This window comes from Rhizobium sp. WYJ-E13, from assembly GCF_018987265.1.
In the GTDB taxonomy this organism is placed as follows: domain Bacteria; phylum Pseudomonadota; class Alphaproteobacteria; order Rhizobiales; family Rhizobiaceae; genus Rhizobium.
Window position 1 is genome coordinate 510,562 of sequence record NZ_CP076853.1, and the last position, 25,625, is coordinate 536,186.

Consider the following 25,625-nt stretch of genomic DNA (forward strand, 5'->3'; position numbering starts at 1 on the left):
CTCAACCCTTCATCATTCTGAGGATATGCATGCCCGCCGACTCGGCGAGCCCTTCCAGATCATACCCGCCTTCCAGCAGGCTGACGACCCGGTTATTGGCGCTGCGGTCGGCAACCTCGAGAAGACGGCCGGTTGCCCAGTCGAAATCCTCGCCCGTCAGGTTGATCTGCGCCAGCGGATCACGGTGATGCGCGTCGAAGCCGGCCGAGATGATGATGAGATCCGGCCGGAAATCGTTGAGCGCCGGCAGCACGCGCGACTTGAACGCCTCGCGGAAATGGTCGCTGCCGACATTGGGCGAAAGCGGCGCATTGACGATCGTGCCATGCACGCCGTTCTCGTCCTTGGCGCCCGTACCGGGATAAAGCGGCATCTGGTGGGTGGAACAGAAGAGAACGGAGGGATCGTCCCAGAAAATATCCTGCGTGCCGTTACCATGGTGCACATCCCAGTCGACGATGGCGACACGCTCGGCGCCATGAGCCTTCTGTGCGTGGCGGGCAGCGATCGCCGCATTGTTGAAAAAGCAGAAACCCATCGCCGTCATTTTTTCGGCATGGTGCCCCGGCGGGCGGGCGGCAACGAACACATTGTCCGCCTTACCGTGGAAGACATCGTCGACGGCAGCCAACGCCCCGCCGATGCCGGTCAGCGCGGCTTGCAGGCTCTTCTGGCTTGCATAAGTATCGGCTTCCAGCTGGTTGATCTTGTCTTCCTCTTCCGGGATCTGCCGCATCACGGCGATCAGATGCTCCTCCGGATGGGCAAGCAGCACGGCGTCCTCATTCGCCTGCGGCGCTTGCCTGCGGTCGAGGCGCTCGAAATTCGGATGTTCCAGCGCGACATTGAGCGCGCGGATGCGGTCGGAGCGCTCGGGATGACCTGACGGCGTCACGTGCTCGAGAAAGATGGGATGTTCGTAAAGACGGGTGCTCATGCCGGCACTCTATCGGTCGTAAATGTCATGATCCACAGCAGATGGAGCGCAGCGCGTCGATTTCAACAAGCCACGTCGCCGCGGTTACGATCCCACTTCTGTTGTTTACGCTATTTTAATTGTTTCGTTTACTTCGACGGACCCCATGCTAGGGTCGAGCTGATAACCTGCAAGGCAGACCTGTAAATGAGTAAGACGAACCGCCCGGACGTGGTGGAATTGCGCGTACCGTTTCGTGATGTGGATATGAACGGCCAGATGTTTCTGGCCTCCTATATTTCCTATGCCGAATCCGTACTTGCGGGTTTCTGGTCATTGAGACCTGATGTTGAGGACGAGCCTGCCTATACTCCCGCCAAGGTGTCCTGCATCCTTCACCGGCCGCTGCACTATCATGAGGCGGTAACCTTCACCGCCGGCGTCGACAAGATCGGTTTACGTTCCATCGGCTTTCTCATCGCCGCCGAGATTGATGACGAGCGTGCCGCCGAGGTCGAAATCACCTGGCAGGCGCGCAGCCGCGACGACGGCTCGCCGGTCGCGCTACCGGAAGAGACGCGCGACTGGCTCTATGGTTTCCTGGATTAAGCGCGAACCGGCAAGAGTGGATAGCCGGCCATGACGGCCCGGCCGACGAGCGCTGCGACGAAGGCCTTTATGACATCACCTGGAATGAAGGCCATGCTGCCCACAAAGGCCTGCTTCAGGCCGATATTGGCGGCAATGGCCAGATAGGCGATGCCAAAGGCATAAAGCACGACGATGCCGCCGATCATGGCAGCAAGGAAGAAGTTTACCGTCTGCACGAGGCCGGACTGATCGCTGTGCACGAGCCGTTCACTGAGGAAGCCCGTCACAAAAGCGGCAAAAGCCCAACCGAACAGGAAGCCTGACGTCGGAGCCACGAAAGCCGCAAATCCGCCGCGGCCACCAGAAAGCACAGGCAGGCCGATGGCTACGAGCACCAGCACGATCAGCACGGCAATCGTGGCGCGTCTTGCGCCGAGTACGACACCTGCCATCATCACGCCGAGCGATTGCGCCGTAATCGGCACCGGAATGAAGCCCAGATAGATAGGTGGCAGCAGGCCGAGAGCCACGATAATAGCGGCGAAAAGGGCGGCAAGAACGAGGTCGCGCGTGCTCATCGTCATCTCCAGTTCATGAATCGTTAACTGACATGCCGCCGAATGCCGCGCGCGTCAATCGCAGCCGCGATATTATCCGCATCCCTGAGCGTCAGAATGATGAGCGGGATAAGGATCGTCGTCGCCCGCACCTTCAGCCTGCGTGCCGCATGCGCCTCGCCGATCGCGTGGTAGCGGGCCACGATGTCTGGCACGAACCGCAGGACGAGGCCGACGGCGAGCCCTATATCGTCGGCCTTCACCCGGCCGGTCCGCTCCAGCGGCCGTGCAAGCGCTGTTATTTCATCCATGAATTGCGTGATCGTCGTCGTCGCGGTCACGGCAGCAGCAAACAACATCAGTGCCGTCAGCCGGAGCAGCGTCGCAAGCGCAACGTGCCACGGACTGACGATGAGAGTGAAGAGCGCCACGATCACGATCGTCAGCAGGATCGGCCGCAGCCGGACGGCCGATTCCTTCAGTGACAAGCCGATGCTCCGATAGGTCAGCGCCGTCAGCAGCGTGACGGTGGCAAGCAACGGAAGATTGTCGCCGATGAAGAGCACGACGCCCAGCAGGAAGAGCGAAATGATCTTTGCCCGCGGCGAAAGCCGATGCAAGGCACTGTTACCTTCGACATAAAGCGACTGCATCAGGCGACAAGCTCCCTATAGCGGGCAATCGCTTCCGCCGCCGGCGCGTCGGCTGCGAGCCTGCCCTCATGGAAAAGGAGAACCCGCCCGAAGCCGGCGATCAGCTCCAGATCATGAGTGATGACGACGACACTTTCCTCAAGCCCATCAATGGTCTTCTGAACCAGCGCGCGGTTGCGCAGATCGAGCTGATTGGTCGGCTCGTCGAGGATAAGGATATTGGGACCCGTCGCCAGCACCGAGCAGAGCGCCGCGATCTGGAGCTCGCCGCCCGAAAGCTCATGCGCACGGCGAGTGGCAAGGTCCTCAGCATTGAAGCGAGCCAGCACCAGCTCGACCTTCCGATCGATCTCCGCCTTGGTTAAACCGCGGCCCTTCAACCCGAAAGCGATATCGTCCTTGACGATAGGCAGGATGATCTGGTTCTGCGGCGACTGGAAGATGAAGCCGACATCGGCAAGCGCCGTCTTCTCGTCGCGTGTGTCGCGACTGTTGACCAGGACCTTGCCCGTGGTGGGTTTCATCAGCCCATTGATCATCCGCGCGAAGGTCGTCTTGCCCGAACCGTTGAGCCCGATGACGCCGAGGCGGTTTTCGGTGAGCGAGAGCGTCAGCGGTTCGACCGCGACCCTTGGCCCGAAACTGGCACCTGCGCTCTCGAAACGAATATCCAAATCTGGTCCCCTTGCTAGAATTCCTGCTTCTATAGGGCGGTGATGACCCGATAAAGGATCAAAATCAAATCGGCTCCAATATGGTATCGGGTGGCTAGGAAGATTTTCCGCGCTATGATGGCGGCATGACGAATCTGCTCTCGAATTCCGTTGCCCGCCGTATCTTTCTCGCCAAGCAAGGGCTGAGCGCGCCTCCGAACCGCGCGCTGACCAAGGCTGGCCTGCTGGACCTTATCCATGTTCTTGGCTTCGTGCAGGTCGACAGCATCCAGACGGTGGAGCGCGCCCATCACCAGATTCTCTTTTCCCGCAACCAGACGTACCGGCGCGAACATTTGACCGCGCTGTTGGAGAAGGATGGTGCGCTCTTCGAACATTGGACGCATGATGCCTCCATCCTGCCGAGCGCCTTCTTCAAATATTGGAAGCACAGGTTCGTCGATGAGGAGCGGGCAATTGTCGAGCGCTGGCGCAAATGGCGCGGCGAGGGCTTCGAAGCTTCCTTCGAGGAAACCTACGAGCGGGTGGTGAAGGAGGGAGCGATCCTGGCGCGCGACATGAAGGCGGACGGTCACGTCTCCGGTGGCTGGTGGAACTGGCATCCGAACAAGACGGCGCTCGAATATTTCTGGCGCACCGGCAAGTTCGCCATCGCCGGCCGCTCCAATTTCCAGAAGATCTACGACCTCGTCGAACGCGTCATTCCGGCCGAATTCCATGAGCCGGAGGTGAGCCGCGAGGATTTCGTCGACTGGGCTTGCCGCAGTGCGCTCACCCGTTTGGGCTTTGCCACCCACGGCGAAATCGCCGCCTTCTGGGATCTCTTGTCACCGGATGAGGCGAAGGCATGGGTAGCCGAACATCGGGATGAGCTGATCGAAGTGCTGATCGAACCGGCGCTTGGCGGTAAGCCGCGCTCTTCATGGGCTTTTGCCGATTTCCTCGGCACGATAGACACTTATCCGGAAGCGCCCCCGCGAATCCGGGTGCTCAGCCCGTTTGACCCGATGATTCGGGACAGAAACCGGACGGAGCGTCTTTTCGGCTTCTTCTATCGCATCGAGATCTTCGTGCCGGAACCGAAGCGCGAATACGGCTACTATGTTTTCCCGCTCCTGGAGGGGGACCGGCTGATCGGCCGCATCGACATGAAGGCAGACAGGAAAAAGGGCACGCTCGATGTGAAGCGGCTGTGGCTGGAGCCGCGCGTGAAAGCGTCTGCCGGTCGGATCGAAAAGCTGGAAGCCGAGCTCGAGCGCCTGGCGCGCTTCGCCGGTGTGGAGCAGGTCGTTTATCTGGACGGCTGGAGAGGGTAGTCCCTTCTCCCTGAGGAAGAAGGGATAATCAGCAGATCTCCGTCTTGGAAATCTTGATGCCGAACCCTTCCAGGCCAACATAGTGCCGTTCGCGGCTGGTCATCAGCGTGATCGAGCTGACGCCGAGATCTTTCAGGATCTGTGCGCCGAGGCCGATTTCCAGCCATTCGTTGTCGCGCGTCTGCGCTTCGGCATGGGCCTCGCGGCCCTGGTTGCGTGCCTTGCGGCCGTTGTCATAGTGGCCGACTCCAACAGAGCCTTCGCGCAGGTAGACGATGACGCCGCGGCCCTGTTCGGCGATCTTCTGCATGTAGAAATCGACCGGTTTGCGCTTGCCGAACAGATCGTCGGCGACGTTTTCCGGATGCAGACGCACCGGAATATCGACGCCATCCCTGATGTCGCCGAAGACGACGGCGAGGTGCTGCATCGGGTCCCAGGGCAGGGAATAGGTGTGTGCCCTGGCCTTGCCGAACGGTGTGTCGATATCGAAGCTCGAGCCGAGTTCGATCAACGTTTCCTTGCGCTGGCGATAAGCGATGAGGTCGGCGACCGAGAGGAGCTTCAGCCCGTGCTGCTCGGCGAAATCCACAACCTGCGGGCCGCGCGTCACCGTGCCGTCGTCATTGACGAGTTCGGAGATGACGCCGATCGGCGGCAGGCCGGCAAGCTTGCAGAGATCGACAGCCGCTTCCGTGTGTCCCGAGCGCATCAGGACGCCGCCTTCGCGGGAAACCAGCGGGAAGATATGTCCGGGGCGGACGAAATCGGAGGCGCCGACATTCGGATTGGCGAGATTTCGCACCGTAAGCGTGCGGTCGTCGGCGGAAATGCCTGTCGTCGTACCATGCTTGAAATCGACGGAAACGGTGAAGGCAGTCGTATGGGCGGAATCATTTTCTGCCACCATCGCATTGAGGTTCAGCCGCTTGGCCTCTTCCTTCGGCATCGGTGCGCAAACGATGCCTGATGTGTGGCGCACGATGAAGGCCATCTTTTCCGGCGTCGCATGCACGGCCGCAACGATCAGGTCGCCCTCGTTTTCGCGATCATTATCATCCATGACGACGACAATTTCGCCGGCTTCGAAGGCCCTGATGGCATCGACAACGCGCTTCTGGTCATAAGGCATGGGACAGGTCCTATTTCAGCCGGCCGGTCTGGCCGCGGTCGCGAAGATAGTGGTCGGCAATGGCGCAGGCGATCATCGCCTCGCCGATCGGCACGGCGCGGATACCGACGCAGGGGTCATGACGGCCCTTGGTGCGGATGTCGACATTCTTGCCGTCGGCATCGATCGACTGCCGTTCGGTGAGAATGGAAGAGGTCGGCTTGACGGCGAAGCGGGCAACGACCGGCTGGCCAGTCGAAATGCCGCCAAGAATACCACCGGCATTGTTGGACAGGAAGATCGGCTTGCCGTCATTGCCCATGCGCATCTCGTCGGCATTGTCCTCGCCGCTCGTCTCGGCGGCGGCAAAGCCGTTGCCGATCTCCACGCCCTTGACGGCGTTGATCGACATCAGCAGCGAAGCGATATCCTGGTCGAGCTTTCCGTAGATCGGTGCACCAAGCCCTGCCGGAACACCTTCGGCAACTACTTCGACGACGGCGCCGATGGAGGAGCCGGCTTTGCGGATGCCGTCGAGATACTCTTCCCAGACGGGCACGATCTCGGCATCGGGGGAGAAGAACGGGTTCTGGCCGACCTGGTCCCAATCCCAGTTGGCGCGGTTGATCTTGTGTTTGCCGATCTGCACCAGCGCACCGCGAATGGTAACACCGGGCACGACGAGGCGGGCAATGCCGCCAGCTGCGACGCGTGCCGCCGTCTCGCGTGCGGATGAACGGCCGCCGCCGCGATAGTCGCGGATGCCGTATTTCGTGTCATAGGTGTAGTCGGCATGGCCGGGGCGATATTGGCGGGCGATCTCGCCATAGTCCTTGGAGCGCTGGTCGGTATTCTCGATCAGCATGGAAATCGGCGTGCCGGTCGAGATCATCGTTTCGCCGTCGGTATCCATCATCACGCCGGAGAGAACTTTCACCAGATCGTCCTCGCGCCGCTGGGTGACGAAGCGGCTCTGGCCGGGCTTGCGCTTGTCGAGCCAGACCTGCAGGTCCTCGAGCTTGAAGCGCAGACCGGGAGGGCAGCCGTCGACGACGGCGCCGAGCGCCGGTCCGTGGCTTTCGCCCCAGGTGGTTACACGGAAGAGGTGACCGAATGTATTATGCGACATGTGTTCCCGCCGGATGCGCGGAGCCGGTCGTCACCGGCCGCGCCATTACTTAAAAAGGCGCGACACTCATAGGCCAAAAAGCCGTTCAGGCAAAAGCCTTTCTTTGCGCCTGATGGGGCGATCAGAGGAATGGTATTTCCGGTATTGGGACCGATAGCCTAGGCTTCAGCGCTAGGATGCCAGCAGCCAGGCCGTGCCGCGCGCCTCGATGGCGAAATCGTCGAAGGAGAGGGGGCGTGCGAAGGCATAGCCCTGCAGGAGATCGCAGCCGAGATCGCGCAGCAGTTCGGCATGATCAAGCGTCTCGACGCCCTCGGCCACCGTCTCCACGCCGAGCGAGCGGGCGATTTCGATGATGGAGCTGACGAGCGCGCGTTCCTGCGAAGAGGCGACGATCGGCTGCACGAGCTGCCGGTCGATCTTCAGCCGCTTCGGCTTGAGCTTCAAAAGCGACACGATCGACGTGTGGCCGGTGCCGAAATCATCGATCTCGATATCGATGCCGAGCGCCTTGATTCGTTCGAGATTCTGCGAGACCACATCCTCGCTCTCGTCGAGGAAGATGGATTCCACCAGTTCGAAGGAGATTTCGCCGGGACGGATCTGCAGGTCGCCAAGCGATTCCAGCAGGCTGCCGTCGTGCAGGCGCCGCGCCGAGACGTTGACCGAGACCTTCGGCACGGAGATGCCCTGTGCCGCCCAGCGCATCTTGTCGCGCAATGCGGTCTCCAGCACGATGCGGTCGAGCGTCTGTACGACATTGATTTCGTCGGCAATGCGCAGGAACTTATCCGGCGTCAGCAAGCCCTTGGAGGGATGGCGCCAGCGCACCAGCGCCTCCACCCCGGTCAGCTTCATCGAGCGGGCGCAGAATTGCGGCTGGTACCAGGCCGTGAACTCGCCATTGTCGATGCCGGCGAGGATCTCGTCGGCGGTGCGCTTGTTGTTGATGATATCGGCTTGAAGATTGTGATTGAAGAATTCGAAGCGGTTGCGGCCGAGGCTCTTGGCGCGATAGAGCGCGATATCGGCATTGATCAGCACCTTGCGCGCATCGACATGGATGCCGTTCGCCAGCGCAATGCCGATCGACACGCCGCAGCGGCAGGAGAAGCCCTGGAAATCGATGGGCTGACGCATTTCCTCGACGATGCGGCCTGCAAGCTCTGCCATCTCCGTGTCGCCCGTGTCGAAGGAGAGGATGACGAATTCGTCTCCACCGATACGCGCCACGACATCTCGGTCACGCACGCTTCTCGAAAGCACGCGGGATGCATGCACCAGCATCGCGTCGCCGGCGGCATGCCCCAGCGTGTCGTTGATTTCCTTGAAGCGGTCGAGGTCGATATGCAGGATCGCGAATGTCTGCCGCTCGCTGCGGCCGGCATCCGTCAGGCTTTCCAGTGCTATGTCGAGCTTGCGGCGGTTGGCGAGCGAGGTCAGCGGGTCGTGAAGGGAATTGTGCTCGATCCTGTTCTTGGCAAGCTCCAGTTCAACGTTCTTGGCGATCGCCTCGTCCTTCGCGGACTTGAGGCGCAGCGTCATCAAAGCGTCTTCTGTCGAATCGAAGGCGATGCCGATGATTTTCATCTCGCCGGTCGGCGTGCGGTGCACCTTGCCGACGGAACGCACGTAGCGCAAGCCGCCATTCTCGTCCGGCACGCGGACGACAAGCGTATGCGTGTCCCCGAGTCGCTTGAAATGTCGGGCGCTTTCGAGCGCCAGCCCGCGATCATCGGGATGGATTCGGGAGAGCCAGGCGTCTTCGGTCACGAAGGCATTGCTCTGCTTCAACCCGTAGAGTTCTTGCATGCGCTCGTCCCAGATCGAACCGGCCTTGCCGAGAACGGCTTCCCAGATTCCGCATTGATAGGAATCGAGTGCCAGATCGAGCTTGCTGGACAGTACGGAAAGCTCGGCCTCACGGCTTGAAAGCTCCTCAAGTGCAAGTTCCAGCTCGGCATTTTTGAGTTCGCTTGTTTCTTTGGCGAGACGAAGCGTGTTGGTGACTTCTGCGTCGGCCGTGACATCCCAGACGATGCCGATCGTCTTTCCTGCGCCGCCGGCATCCGTATAGAAGGCGCCGATGGACCGCAGGTGGCGGATGCGGCCATCCTCCCGCATCACCCTGTATTGCGCGGTACAGGCTTCCCCCGCTATGCTGCAGCCGAAGAAATGAACCTCTGCGATTTCGCGGTCTTCGGGCACGATCGTTGACAGCCACACTGCCTGCGATCGGATACCCTCTATCGCCTTGAGGCCGTGAAGCGAGGATGCGCGCGCATCCCAGGAAAGGCTGGTGGCGTTTTCCGGCAACTCCCAAATGCCGATCCGGGAGGATTCGAGTGCCAGGTTGAGCCGCTGCGACAGTTCCAGAAGCTTGGCCTCGCGCGCTTCAAGCTGCGTAATATTGCGATTGCGTTCGCCGAGCAGCAACGTGGCGAAGAAGATCGGGATGATGATCACGCAGCCTGCGGCGACGATGATCAATCGCAGTTCGGGCTGATTGTCTGGAACGGCCGTCCAGCCTGTGTTCGGTACCGCCGCCAGTTCCCATCGCCCGCCCGCGAAATTGATTTTACGGCGGAGCGGATCTTTGCCGTAAATATCGGGGGGGCCGAAGAATGGCGCGGCCGTTTCGTCTGGAGTGCCGATGTCGCGCACTGCGACCGACAGGTGGTCGAGATGCGGATAGCGCTCCTGGTTCTCGCTGTTACGCGCGGGTCTAAGACCCGTCGCCTCGTAGAACATGTTCTGGTCGATGACTGCCTCGACCGCGCCCCAGATGCGGCGTTTGCCGTCCTGCTTGATGAAAACCGGGAAGAAGATCGCGAAGGCGTTTTCTGCGTCCGTCGTCTTGAAGGGACCGTAGAAGCGGGCCGACTGATCGCCGGAATTGCGGCTGATCGACATGCGCTGCAGCAGTACGTCCCGCACATCCCTGCCGATCCGGTCTTTGCCTGATTGCGCCGGATAGACCGACTTGACGATGAAATCAGGCGCGACCGCAATATGGATGAAATGCGGGTTCTGGATCAGCAGCCAGTTGATCTGCCGTTCCATCTCCACTTCGTTCGTCGGCGTACTGAGCGAGATCAGGTTGGAAAGGTCGCGGACGGCGGTGATGTCCATGTTGATCTGCGCCGCCATGCGGGCGCGGATCAGGTTCGTCTCGTTTGCAGTTCGGATTTGCAGCTCGCGCAGATAGGCGGCAGTATTCGCGCTGTCGAGCGCAAAGCCGACGGCAATAACGACAACAGCCATGAGGGCGGAAACCAGCAGCGAGACACGCGTATTCTTCAGAACACGCCGCAGTTGGTTGCCGTTGCTCAGCCGGAATTGCAAATCACACACCCCTACATTCGCGCCGACTTTAGGGGGCAGGGGTTAATTTACGATTGCGCGCATTCGTGGCTGCTAAATCGCGTAAACGGAGAGAAAAAGACGGTCAACGGAGCCTCTTGATTATCCGTAAAATCCTATTCATCAATTGGGCGCCGAAAGCCATTCTTCCGGGCAATTTTCGCCATATTCAGGAGTTTATCTGTGGCCACTCGATATCAACGGCAGCGTTTCAAAGGGATTGCCGACATGCGTTTCGTTATTGCTACGCTTCTGGCCACGGCAAATTTTCTTTCGCCCATGAGCAGTTTTGCCGAGAGCGCTGATGTCGAGGCGACCATCAAGAAGGTCGACACGACCAATCTCGTCCTGACGCTGGACGACGGCAAGACCTATCAGGCGCCCGAGGAATTCGACTTCGAAGGCCTGAAGGCCGGCGTCAAGGTGGTGATTTTCTATACGGAAGTCGACGGCAAGCGCGTCATCAACGATCTCGACATCGTCAAGTGAGCAAGTCCCATCTGGGCTAGAGCCTTTCCTGGTTAGATTGAAGCATTCTGCCGGAGCAGGTTTGCGTCAGGGCAAAGGCGATTGGCGAAGGGCATACCCCTTGGTACGTCCGAGCCGATCGCCTTTGATCCTGGCAGAAAGATGCCCGGCCCTAGCTGGTTTGCAGGCAAACCAGCGGGTTGGCTGAAACGGGCCGCCTGATCGACCGGCCGGCTTGGCTGTAGATCTGGGCTACGACGCGCGCCGGCCGGTCGATCATCCGACTCCGTTTGAGCCAACAGAATGCTTCAATCTAACCAGGAAAGGCTCTAGATCCAGCCGATCAGGCTCTGCGACGTCTCGATCTTCAAAATCCGATCCTGGGGGATTTCACCTTCCGAGGCGACGTCCTTCGGCAGGTCGGAGATTATCTTGAACAAGCTTCTGATGACGCCGCCGTGGGTAACGCAGACGGTCGGCCGGTCAATCGAATTCAGCCATGCGCCAGTCCGCCACGACATGATCTCGTAGCTTTCCGCATCCTCGCCCGGCGGAATGAAATCCCATTTGTTGATGTTGCGTTCTGCGACGCGCTCGGTCTGCGAGGCCCTGAGCTGCTTGAGCGTGTAGCCTTCCCAGTCGCCGAAGGAGACCTCGACCAGACGTTCATCGGTGCGGTATTCCTTGGGCGGGAGCCCCATGGCCGATCGCATGATCTCCATGGTCTCGCGCGTGCGGCCGAGCGGGCTTGCGACGAAATCGAAATCCGTATCGTCCCCGTTCAGGATCGCCGCAAGGGCGATCCCGTTCTGTCTTGCCTGTTCGCGGCCGATCGCATTGATCGGAATATCCTTCTGCCCCTGCAGGCGACGCTCCGCATTCCAGTCGGTCTGGCCGTGTCTGATCACATAGATAAGCACGGGGATCGGCTCCGCTCGAGGGTAGTAGGACGCCTCAGTCCTTGATGACGGAAATATCAGGCGCGTCCACCGCCTTCATGCCGATGACATGATAGCCGCTGTCGGCGTGATGCACTTCACCGGTCACCGAACGCGACAGGTCGGAGAGAAGGTAGAGACCGACATCGCCCACTTCCTCGATGGTAACCGTACGGCGCAGCGGCGCATTGTACTCGTTCCACTTGAGGATATAGCGGAAATCACCGATGCCTGAAGCAGCGAGCGTCTTGATCGGGCCTGCCGAAACGGCGTTGACGCGGATGTTTTTCGGTCCGAGATCGACGGCGAGATACTTGACGCTCGCTTCAAGTGCGGCCTTGGCGACGCCCATGACATTGTAGTTCGGCATCACCTTTTCTGCACCGTAATAGGTGAGGGTGAGCATAGAGCCGCCTTCCCTCATCAGCTTCTCGGCGCGGCGAGCGACCGAGGTGAAGGAGTAGACGGAGATCTGCATCGTCTTGGCGAAATTGTCCGGCGTCGTATCGACGTAACGGCCGGTCAGTTCGTCCTTGTCGGAAAAACCGATCGCGTGCACGATGAAATCGATCTTGCCCCAGAGCTTCTCGACATTGTCGAAAACGGCATCGATCGTGGATTCGTCACTGACGTCGCAATGGCCGACCATGACGGCGCCGATTTCGGCAGCCAGTGGCTCCACGCGCTTCTTCAGGGCATCGCCCTGGTAGGTGAATGCAACTTCTCCGCCCTGCGCATGAATGGCCTTGGCAATACCCCACGCAATCGAACGATTGTTGGCGACACCCATGATGACGCCGCGTTTGCCTGCCATGAGGCCGGATGCTTGAGCCATATTTCGCTTCCCTAGGAATTCTGATGATCCTGCCTATGGCATAGGCCGTTAATCGGTTCAAGCTTGGCTAAGATCATCAACTGTTAGGGATCGTAACAAAGGGTGCGATTGTCACTGAAATTTCATAAAAACAGCCCTTCACGCATGCTTCGCATGAGATCGGTGACTTTATCGTCGGGTTTTTCCCACAACATAATACGCAATTCGACGACGAGATCGCCTTTTCCGCCGCTGTCGTTGGGCAGGCCCTTGTCGGGGATGCGGATCGTCTTGTCGGAGCCGGACCAGGCCGGGACCGTTACATTGAGCGGTCCCTGCGGCCCGTCGATACGCGCCTCGGTGCCGAGCACCGCATTCTCGATGTTCAGCGGCAGCACCGCATGCACGTCGAAACCGTCGACGGTGAAGCGTGGGTCGGGGGCGATGTGGATATTGATCACGGCATCGCCGCGCTGCATGCCAGGCAGCTTGAAACCCTGGCCCTTGAGCCGGATCTGATGGCCTTCGGTCGTGCCGGCCGGCAGGGCAAAGCCCACTTCACGGCCTTCGGGAAGGGAAACCGTCGTCCAGCTTCCCTTCATGATGTCTTCGATCGTCACGGTCGCGGTCGCCACTTCATCCGGCGCCTTTTCAAGGCCCGGCTGGCCGGCGCCGGTGAAGCGACGCACAAGCGAGGTCAGGAGACTTAGCGGCAGGGACATGTTGGCGCTGCCTGCAGCGGAGGCCTCCATATGCTCGTCCTCTGCCTTGGCGGGGTCGGATTCGGTGGTTTCCTGTTCTGGCTGCTTGGCGGCCTCCGCTGCATGCGGCTTGGCCTGTGCTTGCTGCGAATGCGTCTGGGATTGGGCCTGTGCGCCGGCAGTGCGGGCTGTCTGCGCACCGAAGATCCGTTCGACCATCTCTTCTGCGGCTTCGGCAGTGCCGGCCTGCTGCTGTTTGGCACCTGCCGCGGCGGCCTTTTGTGCATTGGCGTTGGCGCGCGCAAGCTCTTCCATCACACGCTCGGCATTGGCCTGCGCGGCCTTTGCGCGCTCGGCCGCTTCACGGGCTGCGTGCCGCTGCTGCATGATCGTTTGTTCTTGCTTCTTGGCCTCTGCCATACGCACCGCGCTGTCGAAGAGATTGCGCTTCCTTGGATCTTTCAGCGTCTCATAGGCGCGGCCGATCTCGGCAAAACGTGCGGTCGCCGTCGGGTCACCCTGATTGTGATCGGGATGCACGGCCTTGGCCATGTTGCGCCAGGCCGCCTTGATTTCATCCGCTCCCGCGTCGCGCTTGACGCCCAGTACCTTGTATGGATCACGCATTGTTCGCACCGCCGCTGTCGCAATCCGGGAGGCATGTTCCTCGTGGCCGTTCCCGGAAACCGAATACTCAACTCATGACGCGCCGTCCCGTTCGCTTATGCGACAGGAAAGCCCGCTCGTCGGCCGATCGTGCGGGAGAGTTGCTAATCACTTCTTATTTCCGAAGTTGGACATGGGGTGTTTTGCCGCGAATGGTTAGTCTTTCACTAAACATTGAGGCGAATCGGCACGACACATTAACCCTGGCGCGTCAGGCGTGCATCCCGCCGAAACAGCTGAGCAGACGGCCTCAGCTTTCCGGCTGGAAGCTCAGAAGCTGCCAGTTGCCGCCGCCGACAAGGCAGGTTTTGCCATAGAACTTGGCGATGCCGACATAGGAGTGGCGCGTCGTGCGGAACTGGCGGCAAACCTGGCCGGCGTCATTGTTCTCGACGATTGTATCGATGACACCGGCGCTGCCGGTCGAGGCATTGGCCCAGGGAAGGGGCTGTCCCTCGAGCTTCTGGATATCGGCTGAGGTTACGGCGTTGCGCACCGTCATCTCGTCGGAAAGCGTATCGGTGCTGGGAGCGGGCTGCGGCACGGTGCCGGTTGCCACCGAACGATCCACCTTTGCCGAACTCAGGAAATCGAACCCTCCGGCCACGCAGCCGGAGAGGGACAGAATCGCTATACCGACGATGGAGAGTCTGACGCTGCCGCGCAGCGAACCCTTTGTATGGCGATGTGTCTTTGCTATGACTTCCACCCTGTGTTCTTCCCCAGCGTCAAAGGCTGGGTCAGTTTAATAAACCGCGGGATTTGAATTAATATGTCGGAAAACGGGTTAACAGGTGGTGACTTTACTGAAAGTGAAGAGCCCTTCAAGCTCTTTGGAGAATGGCTGAAGGAGGCGGAGGCTTCCGAAGTCAACGACCCCAATGCTGTCGCGCTCGCGACGGTCGATGAAGATGGGCTGCCCAATGTCCGCATGGTTCTCCTGAAGGGTTTCGATACCGACGGATTCGTCTTCTACACGAATTTCGAGAGCCAGAAAGGTCGCGAAATTTTGGGACAGAAGAAAGCGGCCATGTGTTTCCACTGGAAAACGCTGCGCCGTCAGGTGCGTGTTCGCGGCCCCGTCGAAATCGTGACCGACGCCGAAGCCGACGCCTATTTCGTCACCCGCGCCCGCGGCAGCCGTATCGGCGCCTGGGCCTCGAAGCAGTCACGCCCGCTCGAAAGCCGTTTTGCACTGGAAAAGGCAGTTGCCGAATATACGGCGCGCTACGCTATCGGCGAGATTCCGCGCCCGTCTTACTGGTCAGGCTTCCGGATCCGCCCGACCTCGATTGAATTCTGGAAGGACCAGAAGTTCCGGCTGCACGACCGCATCGAATTTCGCCGACCGACGCCCGAGGGGGGGTGGGACAAGGTGCGGATGTACCCGTAAAGAGTTTATTTGCCGAGCGGTTTCAATGGAATGCCTGATGCCAGCGCCGAAACATAGCGTGGCTTCTGGTAAAGGCCGTTGAGCGAGATGCGTGGCATATAGGTGGGCCGACTTGCTGCGGGAAACCCCGGCTGCGTTGTCACGGCTACGGCAAAGCCGAGCTTTGCCGCAAGTTCCGCTTCGCGGCCTGTCGCAGCTTCCTGCGTGCCATAGGGATAGGCGATCGCCCGCGGGCGGATGCCGCTGATCGATTCGACATAATCGGCCGAGATTTCCATCTCGATCCGTGCTTCCGCCTGCGTCAGGCGGGCCAGCGCCCGGTGGCTGATCGTATGGGCGCCGAGACTGGCGAGCGGGCTTGCCGAAAGTTTGCGCAACTCCTGCGGCGCCATGACCAGCTCCCGCGTGATATCGACCGGCTCGATTCCGTGGTGCCGGGCCAGCGCATCCACCTCCAAGATGGCGCGGCTCTCGTCCTGCCTGTGGATAAACTCGGCAAGCCGGTCGAAGGCGTCCCATTTCCGGACGAGCGTGTCGAGCGCCAGTCTCTCCCTCCTGCGGCCGAAGTTGAACTCGATGCTGTTCTCCCTGCCGAGCAGCAGCGCCAGGGTTTCCCACCAGATGCTGTGGGAGCCTTCGGCAAAGCCTTGCGCTACGAAAACGGTAAAGGGTGCCCGATGCCGCTCGAAAACGGGCAGGGCATGGACGAGATTGTTGCGATACCCATCATCCAGCGTGAAGGCGGCGAACAGGCGATCGTCCTGCGGGTCCGACAATAGCGAGGGCACGGCATCGAGCGGCACGAAACGATAGCCGCTCCGTTTCAGCCGCCGAAGCACTGCGTCCAGAAATTCCGGCGTTATTTCAAGATGTTCGTTGGGTTCGAACGGCTGGGCGATATGCGGGCGCACGTGATGGAGCGTGAAGATGACACCACGTCCGCGGGCCTCCTTCATGAGCCCGGCTGCATTCGCCAGCCACGCCGCTTCCAGCCCGCCGCCGATCGCGATGCGTTTCAGACGTCGCTTCCACTGCCCCATTTTTCCCGTGACCCCGCTTTGTATTCGTGTCACACAAGCTATCAATCCGCCGTTAAACCTTGCTGAATCGTGCCTGGAGAGTGGCTTCTTTATCGGCTGTTAACCAAGCGAAACAAAAGCTTGGAAAAAACTTGGGCGTTGCCTCAAAGTCGCGCCAGATTGTGGGCATGTGTCACAATACGGGACATAGTTTCGATTGTATCGACTCGCCGGATAGAATGAGGGGAAGCGCATGAGAAGGCTTTTGGCTGCCATTTTGACCGCGACGCTGGCAATTACTGCACCCGTAGCGGCCTTTGCCGGAAGCGCCTCTCTCGTCCTCGATGCCCGCACCGGCAAAGTCCTCGCGTCCGAAAACGGTGATACGCTGAACCATCCGGCCTCGCTGACGAAGATGATGACGCTCTATCTGACCTTCGAGGCGCTCAATCGCGGCAAGATCACCTGGGATACGCCGGTCACGATGTCGAAATATGCGGCCTCCCGTCCACCCACGAAGCTCGGCGTGAAGCCGGGCGGCACGATCACCGTGCGCGAGGCGGTCTATGGCATGATCGTCAAATCCGCCAATGATGCTGCTGCCGCCATGGGTGAAAAGCTCGGTGGTTCGGAAAGCAATTTCGCCAGGCTCATGACCCAGAAGGCCCGCCAGCTCGGCATGAGCCGCACGGTCTTCGTCAACGCATCCGGCCTGCCGGACAAGCGCCAGATCACGACGGCACGCGACATGTCCACGCTCGCCGTGGCGCTGATGAAGAACTATCCCAGCGAATATCGCCTCTTCTCCATCGCGAGCTTCAATTTCCGCGGCCGGACCATCCGCGGCCACAACAATCTCATGTATCGCTACGAGGGCATGGACGGCATCAAGACCGGCTACACCAATGCCTCCGGTTTCAACATTGTCAGTGCTGTGAAGGACGGTAACCGTCGCGTGGTCGGCGTGGTGCTCGGCGGCCGCACCGCTCGTAGCCGCGACGCCCAAATGGCAGCGCTCCTCGATCGGTATATCGGCCGCGCGTCCTCTTCCGGCGGCGCTAAGCTGGTTGCAAGCATGAATACCAAGGAGCAGGTCGAAGTAGCCTCGGCCGCCGATGACACCGATGTTCCCATGCCGGTGAGTGCGCCCCGTGTCGCAGAGGAGGCCGTACAACCCGCGCCGAAAGCGCTCGGTTATGCCGATGGTGGCGTTATTCCGCTGGAGCGTCCGGCGGCGATGGACGAGATCATCAATGCCGGCAAGGCATCGAAAGCGCCGGCTGGCAAGGCAGGTGGCTGGCAGATCCAGATTTCCGCCGCCCCGAGCGCCGATGCCGCCCGAGCGCTTCTTGCGCAGGCTCAGTCCGAGGCAGGTGCACCGCTGGTCTCCGCCTCGCCTTATACTGAAGCTGTCGGCAAGGGCGCCAGTGCGGTTTACCGCGCCCGTTTCGTCGGCTTCCAGAGCAAGGAAGACGCGACGTCTGCCTGTGACGCCCTGAAGAAGCGCTCCTATGACTGCATGCTCCTGCCGAACCAGGGCTGAGCTGCACACTCTGGACAATTTCCGGGAATCGGCGCTCTCCTCATAAACAAAAGGAGAACGTCATGCTGCAACGGCTCGCCGATCAGTTCGAGACCTCATCGTCAACCTATGCCAGCGCCAACGGCATTGAGCGCGATGCCGACTGGTTCCTGCTGAAACTGCAGGAGGAGATGGGTGAACTGACCCAGGCCTGGAACCGTCTGACCGGTCGTGGTCGTGCCAAAGGCCGCTCGCGCGAGGAGATGGAACGCGACCTCGCCGATGAGACCGCCGATATCCTCGGCCATCTCCTACTCTTCGCCCGTCGCCACGACATCGATCTCGCCACTGCAGTCGAACGGAAATGGAAATTCAAGCTCGAGGCGTGATCCGCTTGATGGTCAGCTCGTTGTGACTTTGCGCTGGTAGAATTTGCTGTCCACCGCCATGAGCGGGAATGCCCGCGGCAGGTCCTTCTTGGGAATTTCAGAAAACCCGTTCCTTTCATAGAACCGCTGTGCAGCAAGAAACTTGTCGGTGGTGCCGAGGAAGATATCGGTCACGCCGACTTCGCCGGCATGGGCAAAGAGCGCCTCGAGCAGTCGGTTGGCGACGCCGTGTTCGCGGCCTCGCACCTCGGCGGCCACGAACATCTTCCGGAGCGCAGCCTGGTTGTTGCCCATATCCTTGAGGCCAAGCGTGCCGACAATGACACCGTCTTTCACCGCGACCCAGAACTGACCCTTGCCCGACTGGTAAAAGTCGGGAATGACGCGCAGGTCCGGCTGCGCGTCAGCGGTGATGCCGATGCCGAATTCTTCACGCTGGATCGGCAGGATGACCGAGATCACGTCATCGGCATCGTCAGGGGCGAAGGTTCTGATTTCGATCCCGACCATGATCCTATCGCCTCAGGCCTGTGTGCCGCCGACGGTCACCTGATCCATGCGCAGATGCGGCTGGCCGACGCCGACAGGCACCCACTGGCCCGCCTTGCCGCAATTGCCGATGCCGGTGTCGAGTTTCATGTCGTTACCGATCATCGACACGCGCTTCATCGCGTCCGGGCCGTTGCCGATCAGCATGGCGCCCTTGATCGGCGCACCGATCTTGCCGTTTTCGATGAGATAGGCCTCGGTGCAGCCGAAGACGAATTTGCCTGATGTGATGTCCACCTGGCCGCCGCCGAAGGAGACGGCATAGATGCCCTTCTTGACCGAAGCGATGATCTCTTCCGGCGTCTTGTCGCCGCCGAGCATATAGGTGTTGGTCATGCGCGGCATCGGCACATGCGAATAGCCCTGGCGGCGGCCGTTGCCGGTGGGCGCCATGCCCATCAGTCGGGCATTCTGCCGATCCTGCATGTAGCCGACCAATTTGCCGTTCTCGATCAGCACATTATAGGCCGAAGGCGTGCCTTCGTCATCGATGGTGATCGAGCCGCGGCGGCTGTCGATCGTGCCGTCGTCGACGACGGTCACGCCTGGTGCTGCCACCATCTGGCCCAGGAGACCCGCAAAGGCGGAGGTCTTCTTACGGTTGAAATCGCCCTCGAGGCCGTGACCCACGGCCTCGTGCAGCATGACGCCCGGCCAGCCGGAGCCGAGCACGACGTCCATCGTGCCTGCCGGCGCGTCGATCGCTTCGAGATTGACGAGTGCCTGGCGCAGCGCTTCGTCGGCACCGTGCTGCCAGCTTCCCGTCGCGATGAAATCGCCGAAGCCGATGCGGCCGCCCTGGCCGTAGGAGCCGCTTTCCTGGCGATCGCCTTCGCCGACCATCACGGAGATGTTGATGCGCGTCATCGGCCGGATGTCCTGTACGCGATGGCCGTCGGCGCGCAGGATGTCGACCACCTGCCAGCTTGCGGCGACGGAGGCCGTCACCTGCCGCACTTTGTCGTTCTTGCCGCGCAGATAGGCGTCGATATCGGTCAGCACCTTGACCTTCTCCTCGAAGGTCGGCGAACCGATCGGGTTCTCGTCGGTGTAGAGCTTGCGGTTGGTGCCCTGGGGCGCTGCCGCATAGCTGCCGGAATAGCCGCGCATGACGGCGCCGACCGCATCGGCGGCCCGCTTCAGCGCCGAGACGGAGAGGTCACCCGCATGCGCATAACCGACAGCTTCGCCGGCCACGGCGCGCAGGCCAAAACCCTGCTCGGTGTTGAAGCTGCCGCCCTTGAGGCGGCCGTTATCGAAAGTCAGCGATTCCGCCTGCGCGTGCTCGATGAAGAGCTCGCCGTCATCGGCGCCGGAAAGCGCCTCGGCGACATGCTTGCGCATCGTCGCTTCGTCGGCATCGAAAAGCGTCAGGAGATCGGTGGTCATGTCTTTTGCTCCGCAAGAAGAGCGGGAGTGCTCAATAGCCGATGTAGGTCTGTTGTGCTGCGCGAGCAAGCCCCGACGGATCAGGGCAGGGCGTCGTAGCCTTCCGCAAAGCCCTTGAGGTCGACGGGGATGCCGATGCCTTCTTCCGGCGTCTGGAAGACGATGAACGTCGCCTGGGCGCCGCTGCGGAAGGTCTTGAGCAGTTCGTCCTCGAGAACGACTTCGGCATAGCAGCCATCGGCAAAGCAGCGCACGAAATAGGCGCGGCCGATGTCCTTGCCGTCGACATTGAGACCGAGGCCGTTTGGCAGCAGCACGCCGAGCGGTGCCAGCACGCGCAGGATCTTCGACTTGCGGTCAGCCGTCTTCAGGACGACGACGGACAGGCCGACCTCCGGCCGGTCTTCGGCGATGACGTTCTGCATCAGTGCGCACTGCTCGGTCGAAGCGCCGGGCGGCTTGTCGCAGACGACGGACCATGCGCCATGGTTGGAACGAACCGTGCCGGGAGCCGGTGGCTGCGTTTGCCCAGGCGTCACCTGCTCGACGTTCGGCGTCGCGGGCGACGTAGACGGCTGGGCCGGAGCGGGCTTCGGGGCAGGCGTGGCAGGACGCGACTGCGCGGGCGCCGGCGTCTGCTGCGCGAAAACGGGGCTCGTCGCGGCGGCCGCGATGCCTGCGGTCAGAACAAACGACCGCGCGAGGGAACGGAAACCCATGAAAACCTCTGGATATCGAATCATTGCCGCTATTTGTGAGGCTGCCTACAAAAAATGAAAAGCCCCACCCCGTGAAAACCGGGGGACTGCGGCAGAAATAGGACCTCGCCAAAAGAATGTGCAGCAAGCGGATTGGCCTCAAAGCGCGTTTTTCGTATGCTGATGAAAAGCTTGCAATGTTTTGCCATGCCCGACGATGCGGTCCCGGAGCAAAAATGCCGCATAGACAATTGCTTCTGCCTGTTGCGGCGGATGCCAAACTGTGGTTTGAAGCGCAGAAGATGGCAAGGATTCTGCGTCCGATTTGATGCAGATCAGCGCTCGAGGGAGATTACAAGGTGATTAAGAAGGCTTTTGCAGCTCTGACCGCGCTGGTCTGTCTGCTTTTTGCTTCCGGCACATATGCCGATCAGCCGATGCCGTGGCAGGCGACCCTGCAGCCGGCAGCGACGCCGATCATGCGGGAGATCCGCTGGTTCGAACAGTATACGCTGTGGTTCATTGTTCCGATTACACTGTTCGTTCTCGTTCTTCTTATCGTCGTCTGTTTCAAGTTCCGCGCTTCGGCGAACCCGGTTCCCTCCAGGACGAGCCACAATACGCTGATCGAAGTCATCTGGACTGTGGGGCCGGTCCTTGTGCTTCTCTTCCTTGCGGTTCCCTCTTTTAACCTGCTCACTGCGCAGTTGACTCTGCCGGAAAATCCCGATGTGACCATCAAGGCGACCGCGACCCAGTGGCAGTGGAACTATGAATATGAAGGCTTGGGCGAAACGCCTGTCGCCTTCGACTCCTACCTTCTGAAGGAGCCGGATCGTGCCGCTGCCGGCAAGACCGATCTTTCCGTCTATCCGCGCCTGTTGGCCGTCGACAACGAACTCGTGCTGCCGGTCGACAAGACCGTCCGCGTTCTCGTCACTGCCGCGCCCACCGACGTCATCCACGCTTTCGCCATGCCGTCCTTTGGCATCAAGATCGACGCCGTTCCGGGCCGCCTGAACGAAACCTGGTTCCGCGCCGAGCGTGAAGGTCTCTTCTACGGCCAGTGTTCCGAGCTTTGCGGCAAGGACCATGCGTTCATGCCGATCGCCATCCGTGTCGTTTCCGAAGACAAGTACAAGCAGTGGTTGACCACGGCCGCCAGCGACCTGCCCGGCGCCTACAAGACACTGATCGCCGCTGCCGATGGTTCTGCAAAGACCGTCGATGTCGCTGAAAACGTCGCAAAGTAAGATAGGGGATCGGGACAATGGCTGGACCTTCCGCTCACGACGATCATTCTCATGATCACCACGCTCATGACGCTCATGCGCATGACGACCACCACGATCACTCTCATGCGCCGAGCTTTGCCGACCGCTGGTTCTTCTCGACGAACCATAAGGATATCGGCACGCTCTACCTGATCTTCGCGATCTTCGCCGGTATTATCGGCGGCCTGCTTTCCGTCGCCATGCGCATGGAGCTGCAGGAGCCTGGCATCCAGATCTTCCACGGCCTCGCCTCCATGGTCTACGGCTTCGAAGGCGATGCCGCCATCGACGGTGCCAAGCACATGTTCAACGTCTTCACCACCGCTCACGCGCTGATCATGATCTTCTTCATGGTCATGCCGGCGATGATCGGCGGCTTCGCCAACTGGATGGTGCCGATCATGATCGGCGCGCCGGATATGGCCTTCCCGCGTTTGAACAACATCTCCTTCTGGCTGATCGTTCCCGCCTTCCTGCTGCTGTGCATCTCGATGTTCGTCGAAGGCCCGGCCGGCGCATACGGCGCAGGCGGCGGCTGGACCATGTATCCGCCGCTCGCAGTCGGCGGTCAGCCGGGACCGGCAGTCGACCTTGCGATCTTCGCGCTGCACATCGCCGGCGCCTCGTCGATCCTCGGTGCGATCAACTTCATCACCACGATCCTCAATATGCGCGCTCCGGGCATGACGCTGCACAAGATGCCGCTCTTTGCCTGGGCTGTGCTGATCACCGCCTTCCTGCTGCTGCTGTCGCTGCCGGTTCTGGCTGGTGCCATAACCATGCTGCTCACCGACCGTAACTTCGGCACGGCCTTCTTCGCGCCGGAAGGCGGCGGTGACCCGATCCTCTACCAGCACCTGTTTTGGTTCTTCGGTCACCCGGAAGTCTACATCCTGATCCTGCCGGGCTTCGGTATCGTCAGCCACATCGTATCGACCTTCTCGAAGAAGCCGGTTTTCGGTTACCTCGGCATGGCCTACGCCATGGTCGCCATCGGTGCCGTCGGCTTCGTCGTCTGGGCTCACCACATGTACACGGTCGGCCTGTCGCTCGACGCGCAGCGCTACTTCGTCTTCGCGACGATGGTCATCGCCGTTCCGACGGGTGTGAAGATCTTCTCCTGGATCGCAACGATGTGGGGTGGCTCTATCACCTTCCGTACGCCGATGATCTGGGCGATCGGCTTCATCTTCCTCTTCACCGTTGGTGGCGTCACGGGCGTCCAGCTCGCAAACGCTGGCCTCGACCGCTCGCTGCATGACACCTATTACGTCGTGGCTCACTTCCACTACGTTCTGTCGCTCGGCGCCGTCTTCGCCATCTTCGCTGCCTGGTACTACTGGTTCCCGAAGATGACCGGTTACATGTACAACGAGTTCCTCGGCAAGTTGCACTTCTGGGTCATGTTCGTCGGCGTGAACCTGGTGTTCTTCCCGCAGCATTTCCTCGGCCTCGCAGGCATGCCACGCCGCTACATCGACTATCCGGATGCATTCGCCGGCTGGAACTATGTCTCGTCGATCGGCTCGTATATCTCCTTCTTCGGCGTGATCATCTTCCTCGTGGGTGTCTGGGAAGCCTTCGCCAAGAAGCGCGTTGCCGGTGACAATCCGTGGGGTGAGGGTGCAACGACCCTCGAATGGCAGCTGCCTTCGCCGCCGCCGTACCACCAGTGGGAACAGCTTCCGCGCATCAAGTAAGATGCCGGACTTCCAGACGCCGCAGGCCTCTGCGGCGTCTTGCGATTAGTAGATCAGGACGGAATGATGACGGTTGTCGACAATCACGAGGCTCTTGCGGACGAAGGCGATTTTCGCCTGTCGGAAGCCGGTGCGCGCGATTATTTCGAGCTTCTGAAGCCGCGGGTCATGTCGCTCGTGGTCTTCACGGCCTTTGCCGGCCTCGTGCTGGCGCCAAGCCACATCAATCCGGTCCTCGGCCTGATCGCCATTCTCTGCATTGCCGTCGGCGCAGGCGCGTCGGGTGCGCTGAACATGTGGTATGACGCCGACATCGACGCCGTAATGAGCCGCACTGCCAATCGCCCGATCCCGGCCGGCCGCATCATGCCCAAGGAAGCGCTGGCCTTCGGCCTCGTTCTCTCCTGCTTCTCGGTGACGATCCTGGGTCTGGCGGTCAACTGGCTGTCGGCCTCCATCCTCGCCTTCACCATCTTCTTTTATGCCGTCATCTACACGATGTGGCTGAAGCGCTCCACGCCGCAGAACATCGTCATCGGTGGCGCGGCCGGCGCTTTCCCGCCCATGATCGGTTGGGCCTGCGTGACCAATTCGGTCACGATCGAAAGCACTGTTCTTTTCCTGATCATCTTCCTGTGGACGCCGGCGCATTTCTGGGCGCTCGCCCTCTTCAAGATGCGCGATTACGAAGCTGTCGGCGTGCCGATGCTGCCGAACGTTGCAGGTGAACGCACCACCAAGCACCAGATCGTCGCCTATGCCGTGCTGACGGCAGTCTGCGCCGTGCTGCCGACTTTCCTCGGTTTTGCCAGCGTCGGATATGGTGTGGTGGCCGCAGCGCTTGGCGCGGTCTTCATATACTGTTCCATCGCCGTCTGGCGTATGCCCGATGGCGATCTCAAGATGATCCCGGCGAAGAAGTTGTTCGGCTTCTCAATCTTCTATCTCTTTGCCGTGTTCTCCGCGCTGATGCTCGACCGGCTGGTTGCGATGCTGGTCTCGTATGCAGGAGGCTCGTTCTGATGGAATTGGTCAAGCTCACCGAGGCGCAACGCAAGTCGCGCCGTAATCGCAACATCGCGCTTGGTGTCGTGCTCGCCGGCCTGGTGGTTCTTTTCTACGCCATCACCATCATCAAATTCCTGGGACATGGAGGCTGATACGATGAGCGATGCCGTCAACGCACCGAAGAGGCCGCGCAACAATGCCGCCGTCGTCTTCATGTGCCTGAGCTTCGTCGTCGGCATGGGCGCGGCAAGCTATGCAGCCGTGCCGCTTTATCGCCTCTTCTGCCAGGTGACCGGCTATAACGGTACGACCCAGCGTGTCGATCAGGTTTCGAGCGTCATTCTCGACCGCACGATGCGCATCACGTTCGACGCCAACGTCGCCCCCGGCCTGCAGTGGGAATTCAAGCCGGTCGAACGCGAGGTCAATCCGAAGATCGGCGAGACCATCCAGGTCAATTTCATCGCCGAAAACCGTTCCAACGAAACCCAGCGCGGCCAGGCGATCTTCAATGTGACGCCGGGCGAGGCGGGCGTCTATTTCAATAAGGTGCAATGTTTCTGCTTTAATGAAACGGACCTGAAGCCGGGCGAAAAGCTTGAAATGCCGGTCGTGTTCTACATCGATCCGGATATTACCAAGGCCGCTGAATCGAAGAGCATTCACACGGTCACGCTGTCCTACACGTTCTATCCCAAAGAGGGTTCGAAGCCGGTGGCTTCGAATGAGGGTGGAACGGGACAGGCTGAAAAGAAACTTTGATTGAGGAGTGTTTCCGGCGGTGCCG

General features: G+C 60.5%; 26 protein-coding genes. 11 read left to right on the plus strand and 15 right to left on the minus strand.

The window, feature by feature from the left end; genetic code table 11:
* Position 1: 1 nt before the first annotated feature.
* Positions 2–937 carry a histone deacetylase family protein gene (locus tag KQ933_RS02460; protein ID WP_216757227.1) on the minus strand — a complete coding sequence of 312 codons (936 nt, stop codon included), beginning with the start codon at positions 935–937 and terminating at the stop codon, positions 2–4.
* A gap of 186 nt (positions 938–1,123) precedes the next feature.
* On the opposite strand from KQ933_RS02460, the gene KQ933_RS02465 reads away from it, so the two are divergent.
* Positions 1,124–1,525, plus strand: a complete 402-nt coding sequence (locus KQ933_RS02465; protein WP_216757228.1) for a thioesterase family protein — start codon at positions 1,124–1,126, stop codon at positions 1,523–1,525.
* On the opposite strand, the gene KQ933_RS02470 is transcribed toward KQ933_RS02465, so the two are convergent.
* Genes KQ933_RS02470 through KQ933_RS02480 form a run of 3 tightly spaced genes read right to left on the minus strand, consistent with a single transcriptional unit; the run spans position 1,522 to position 3,391 of the window.
* Positions 1,522–2,085, minus strand: a complete 564-nt coding sequence (locus KQ933_RS02470) for a biotin transporter BioY (RefSeq protein WP_216757229.1) — start codon at positions 2,083–2,085, stop codon at positions 1,522–1,524. The genes KQ933_RS02465 and KQ933_RS02470 overlap by 4 nt on opposite strands.
* Positions 2,086–2,108: 23 nt before the next feature.
* On the minus strand, positions 2,109–2,717 hold the full coding sequence (locus tag KQ933_RS02475) for an energy-coupling factor transporter transmembrane protein EcfT (RefSeq protein WP_216757230.1): 609 nt from the start codon (positions 2,715–2,717) through the stop codon (positions 2,109–2,111).
* A complete protein-coding gene (locus KQ933_RS02480) occupies positions 2,717–3,391 on the minus strand; it encodes an energy-coupling factor ABC transporter ATP-binding protein (RefSeq protein WP_216757231.1) in 675 nt (224 codons plus the stop codon). Before KQ933_RS02480 ends, KQ933_RS02475 begins: the two co-directional genes overlap by 1 nt.
* Positions 3,392–3,516: 125 nt before the next feature.
* Here KQ933_RS02480 and KQ933_RS02485 point away from each other — a divergent pair, with 125 nt between their 5' ends.
* Entirely contained in the window at positions 3,517–4,707 is a 1,191-nt protein-coding gene (locus KQ933_RS02485) for a winged helix-turn-helix domain-containing protein (RefSeq protein ID WP_216757232.1), read from the plus strand.
* Between the two features lie 28 nt (positions 4,708–4,735).
* Here KQ933_RS02485 and ribB read toward each other — a convergent pair whose 3' ends face one another.
* From ribB to KQ933_RS02500, 3 genes are all read right to left on the minus strand, one after another.
* On the minus strand, positions 4,736–5,839 hold the full coding sequence (gene ribB, locus KQ933_RS02490) for a 3,4-dihydroxy-2-butanone-4-phosphate synthase (protein ID WP_216757233.1): 1,104 nt from the start codon (positions 5,837–5,839) through the stop codon (positions 4,736–4,738).
* A 10-nt stretch (positions 5,840–5,849) separates the two neighbouring features.
* Positions 5,850–6,947 carry a chorismate synthase gene (gene aroC / locus KQ933_RS02495; RefSeq protein ID WP_216757234.1) on the minus strand — a complete coding sequence of 366 codons (1,098 nt, stop codon included), beginning with the start codon at positions 6,945–6,947 and terminating at the stop codon, positions 5,850–5,852.
* 171 nt (positions 6,948–7,118) lie between these two features.
* Positions 7,119–10,292: an EAL domain-containing protein gene (locus tag KQ933_RS02500; protein ID WP_216757235.1), complete on the minus strand. Its 3,174-nt coding sequence runs from the start codon at positions 10,290–10,292 to the stop codon at positions 7,119–7,121.
* A gap of 246 nt (positions 10,293–10,538) precedes the next feature.
* Here KQ933_RS02500 and KQ933_RS02505 point away from each other — a divergent pair, with 246 nt between their 5' ends.
* The gene (locus KQ933_RS02505; RefSeq protein WP_112542941.1) at positions 10,539–10,799 is read left to right on the plus strand and encodes a DUF1344 domain-containing protein; all 261 of its coding nucleotides are present in this window, start codon (positions 10,539–10,541) and stop codon (positions 10,797–10,799) included.
* 308 nt (positions 10,800–11,107) lie between these two features.
* Here the strand turns inward: KQ933_RS02505 and KQ933_RS02510 are convergent, their stop codons facing one another.
* The 4 genes from KQ933_RS02510 to KQ933_RS02525 all read right to left on the minus strand — a co-directional run bounded on the left by KQ933_RS02510 (position 11,108) and on the right by KQ933_RS02525 (position 14,606).
* Positions 11,108–11,698, minus strand: coding sequence for a histidine phosphatase family protein (locus tag KQ933_RS02510; protein ID WP_216757236.1), 591 nt, complete (start codon positions 11,696–11,698; stop codon positions 11,108–11,110).
* Between the two features lie 34 nt (positions 11,699–11,732).
* A complete protein-coding gene (gene fabI / locus KQ933_RS02515; RefSeq protein WP_216757237.1) occupies positions 11,733–12,551 on the minus strand; it encodes an enoyl-ACP reductase FabI in 819 nt (272 codons plus the stop codon).
* Positions 12,552–12,673: 122 nt separating this feature from the next.
* Positions 12,674–13,858: a DnaJ C-terminal domain-containing protein gene (locus tag KQ933_RS02520; protein ID WP_216757238.1), complete on the minus strand. Its 1,185-nt coding sequence runs from the start codon at positions 13,856–13,858 to the stop codon at positions 12,674–12,676.
* Between the two features lie 289 nt (positions 13,859–14,147).
* A complete protein-coding gene (locus KQ933_RS02525) occupies positions 14,148–14,606 on the minus strand; it encodes an RT0821/Lpp0805 family surface protein (RefSeq protein WP_216757239.1) in 459 nt (152 codons plus the stop codon).
* Positions 14,607–14,669: 63 nt separating this feature from the next.
* Between KQ933_RS02525 and pdxH the strand changes: the two genes are divergently transcribed.
* Positions 14,670–15,290, plus strand: a complete 621-nt coding sequence (gene pdxH, locus KQ933_RS02530; RefSeq protein ID WP_216757240.1) for a pyridoxamine 5'-phosphate oxidase — start codon at positions 14,670–14,672, stop codon at positions 15,288–15,290.
* 5 nt (positions 15,291–15,295) lie between these two features.
* On the opposite strand, the gene KQ933_RS02535 is transcribed toward pdxH, so the two are convergent.
* Positions 15,296–16,330, minus strand: a complete 1,035-nt coding sequence (locus tag KQ933_RS02535) for a polysaccharide deacetylase family protein (RefSeq protein ID WP_216757241.1) — start codon at positions 16,328–16,330, stop codon at positions 15,296–15,298.
* A 232-nt stretch (positions 16,331–16,562) separates the two neighbouring features.
* Between KQ933_RS02535 and KQ933_RS02540 the strand changes: the two genes are divergently transcribed.
* Positions 16,563–17,852 carry a D-alanyl-D-alanine carboxypeptidase family protein gene (locus tag KQ933_RS02540; protein ID WP_216757242.1) on the plus strand — a complete coding sequence of 430 codons (1,290 nt, stop codon included), beginning with the start codon at positions 16,563–16,565 and terminating at the stop codon, positions 17,850–17,852.
* Between the two features lie 62 nt (positions 17,853–17,914).
* The gene (locus KQ933_RS02545; RefSeq protein WP_216757243.1) at positions 17,915–18,220 is read left to right on the plus strand and encodes a MazG nucleotide pyrophosphohydrolase domain-containing protein; all 306 of its coding nucleotides are present in this window, start codon (positions 17,915–17,917) and stop codon (positions 18,218–18,220) included.
* Between the two features lie 12 nt (positions 18,221–18,232).
* Here KQ933_RS02545 and KQ933_RS02550 read toward each other — a convergent pair whose 3' ends face one another.
* The 3 genes from KQ933_RS02550 to KQ933_RS02560 form a co-directional block, all read right to left on the minus strand.
* Positions 18,233–18,730 carry a GNAT family N-acetyltransferase gene (locus tag KQ933_RS02550; RefSeq protein WP_216757244.1) on the minus strand — a complete coding sequence of 166 codons (498 nt, stop codon included), beginning with the start codon at positions 18,728–18,730 and terminating at the stop codon, positions 18,233–18,235.
* A gap of 12 nt (positions 18,731–18,742) precedes the next feature.
* A complete protein-coding gene (tldD, locus tag KQ933_RS02555) occupies positions 18,743–20,158 on the minus strand; it encodes a metalloprotease TldD (protein ID WP_216757245.1) in 1,416 nt (471 codons plus the stop codon).
* An 80-nt stretch (positions 20,159–20,238) separates the two neighbouring features.
* The gene (locus tag KQ933_RS02560) at positions 20,239–20,901 is read right to left on the minus strand and encodes an invasion associated locus B family protein (RefSeq protein WP_216757246.1); all 663 of its coding nucleotides are present in this window, start codon (positions 20,899–20,901) and stop codon (positions 20,239–20,241) included.
* Positions 20,902–21,215: 314 nt separating this feature from the next.
* Between KQ933_RS02560 and coxB the strand changes: the two genes are divergently transcribed.
* From coxB to KQ933_RS02585, 5 genes are all read left to right on the plus strand, one after another.
* A complete protein-coding gene (coxB, locus tag KQ933_RS02565) occupies positions 21,216–22,109 on the plus strand; it encodes a cytochrome c oxidase subunit II (protein WP_216757247.1) in 894 nt (297 codons plus the stop codon).
* 17 nt (positions 22,110–22,126) lie between these two features.
* The gene (ctaD, locus tag KQ933_RS02570) at positions 22,127–23,830 is read left to right on the plus strand and encodes a cytochrome c oxidase subunit I (protein WP_216757248.1); all 1,704 of its coding nucleotides are present in this window, start codon (positions 22,127–22,129) and stop codon (positions 23,828–23,830) included.
* 66 nt (positions 23,831–23,896) lie between these two features.
* Positions 23,897–24,853 carry a heme o synthase gene (locus KQ933_RS02575; RefSeq protein WP_216757249.1) on the plus strand — a complete coding sequence of 319 codons (957 nt, stop codon included), beginning with the start codon at positions 23,897–23,899 and terminating at the stop codon, positions 24,851–24,853.
* Complete coding sequence (locus tag KQ933_RS02580; protein ID WP_183735530.1) at positions 24,853–24,990, plus strand: hypothetical protein; 138 nt, start codon at positions 24,853–24,855, stop codon at positions 24,988–24,990. Before KQ933_RS02575 ends, KQ933_RS02580 begins: the two co-directional genes overlap by 1 nt.
* 4 nt (positions 24,991–24,994) lie before the next feature.
* Positions 24,995–25,600: a cytochrome c oxidase assembly protein gene (locus KQ933_RS02585; RefSeq protein WP_216757250.1), complete on the plus strand. Its 606-nt coding sequence runs from the start codon at positions 24,995–24,997 to the stop codon at positions 25,598–25,600.
* The last annotated feature ends 25 nt before the right edge of the window (positions 25,601–25,625 follow it).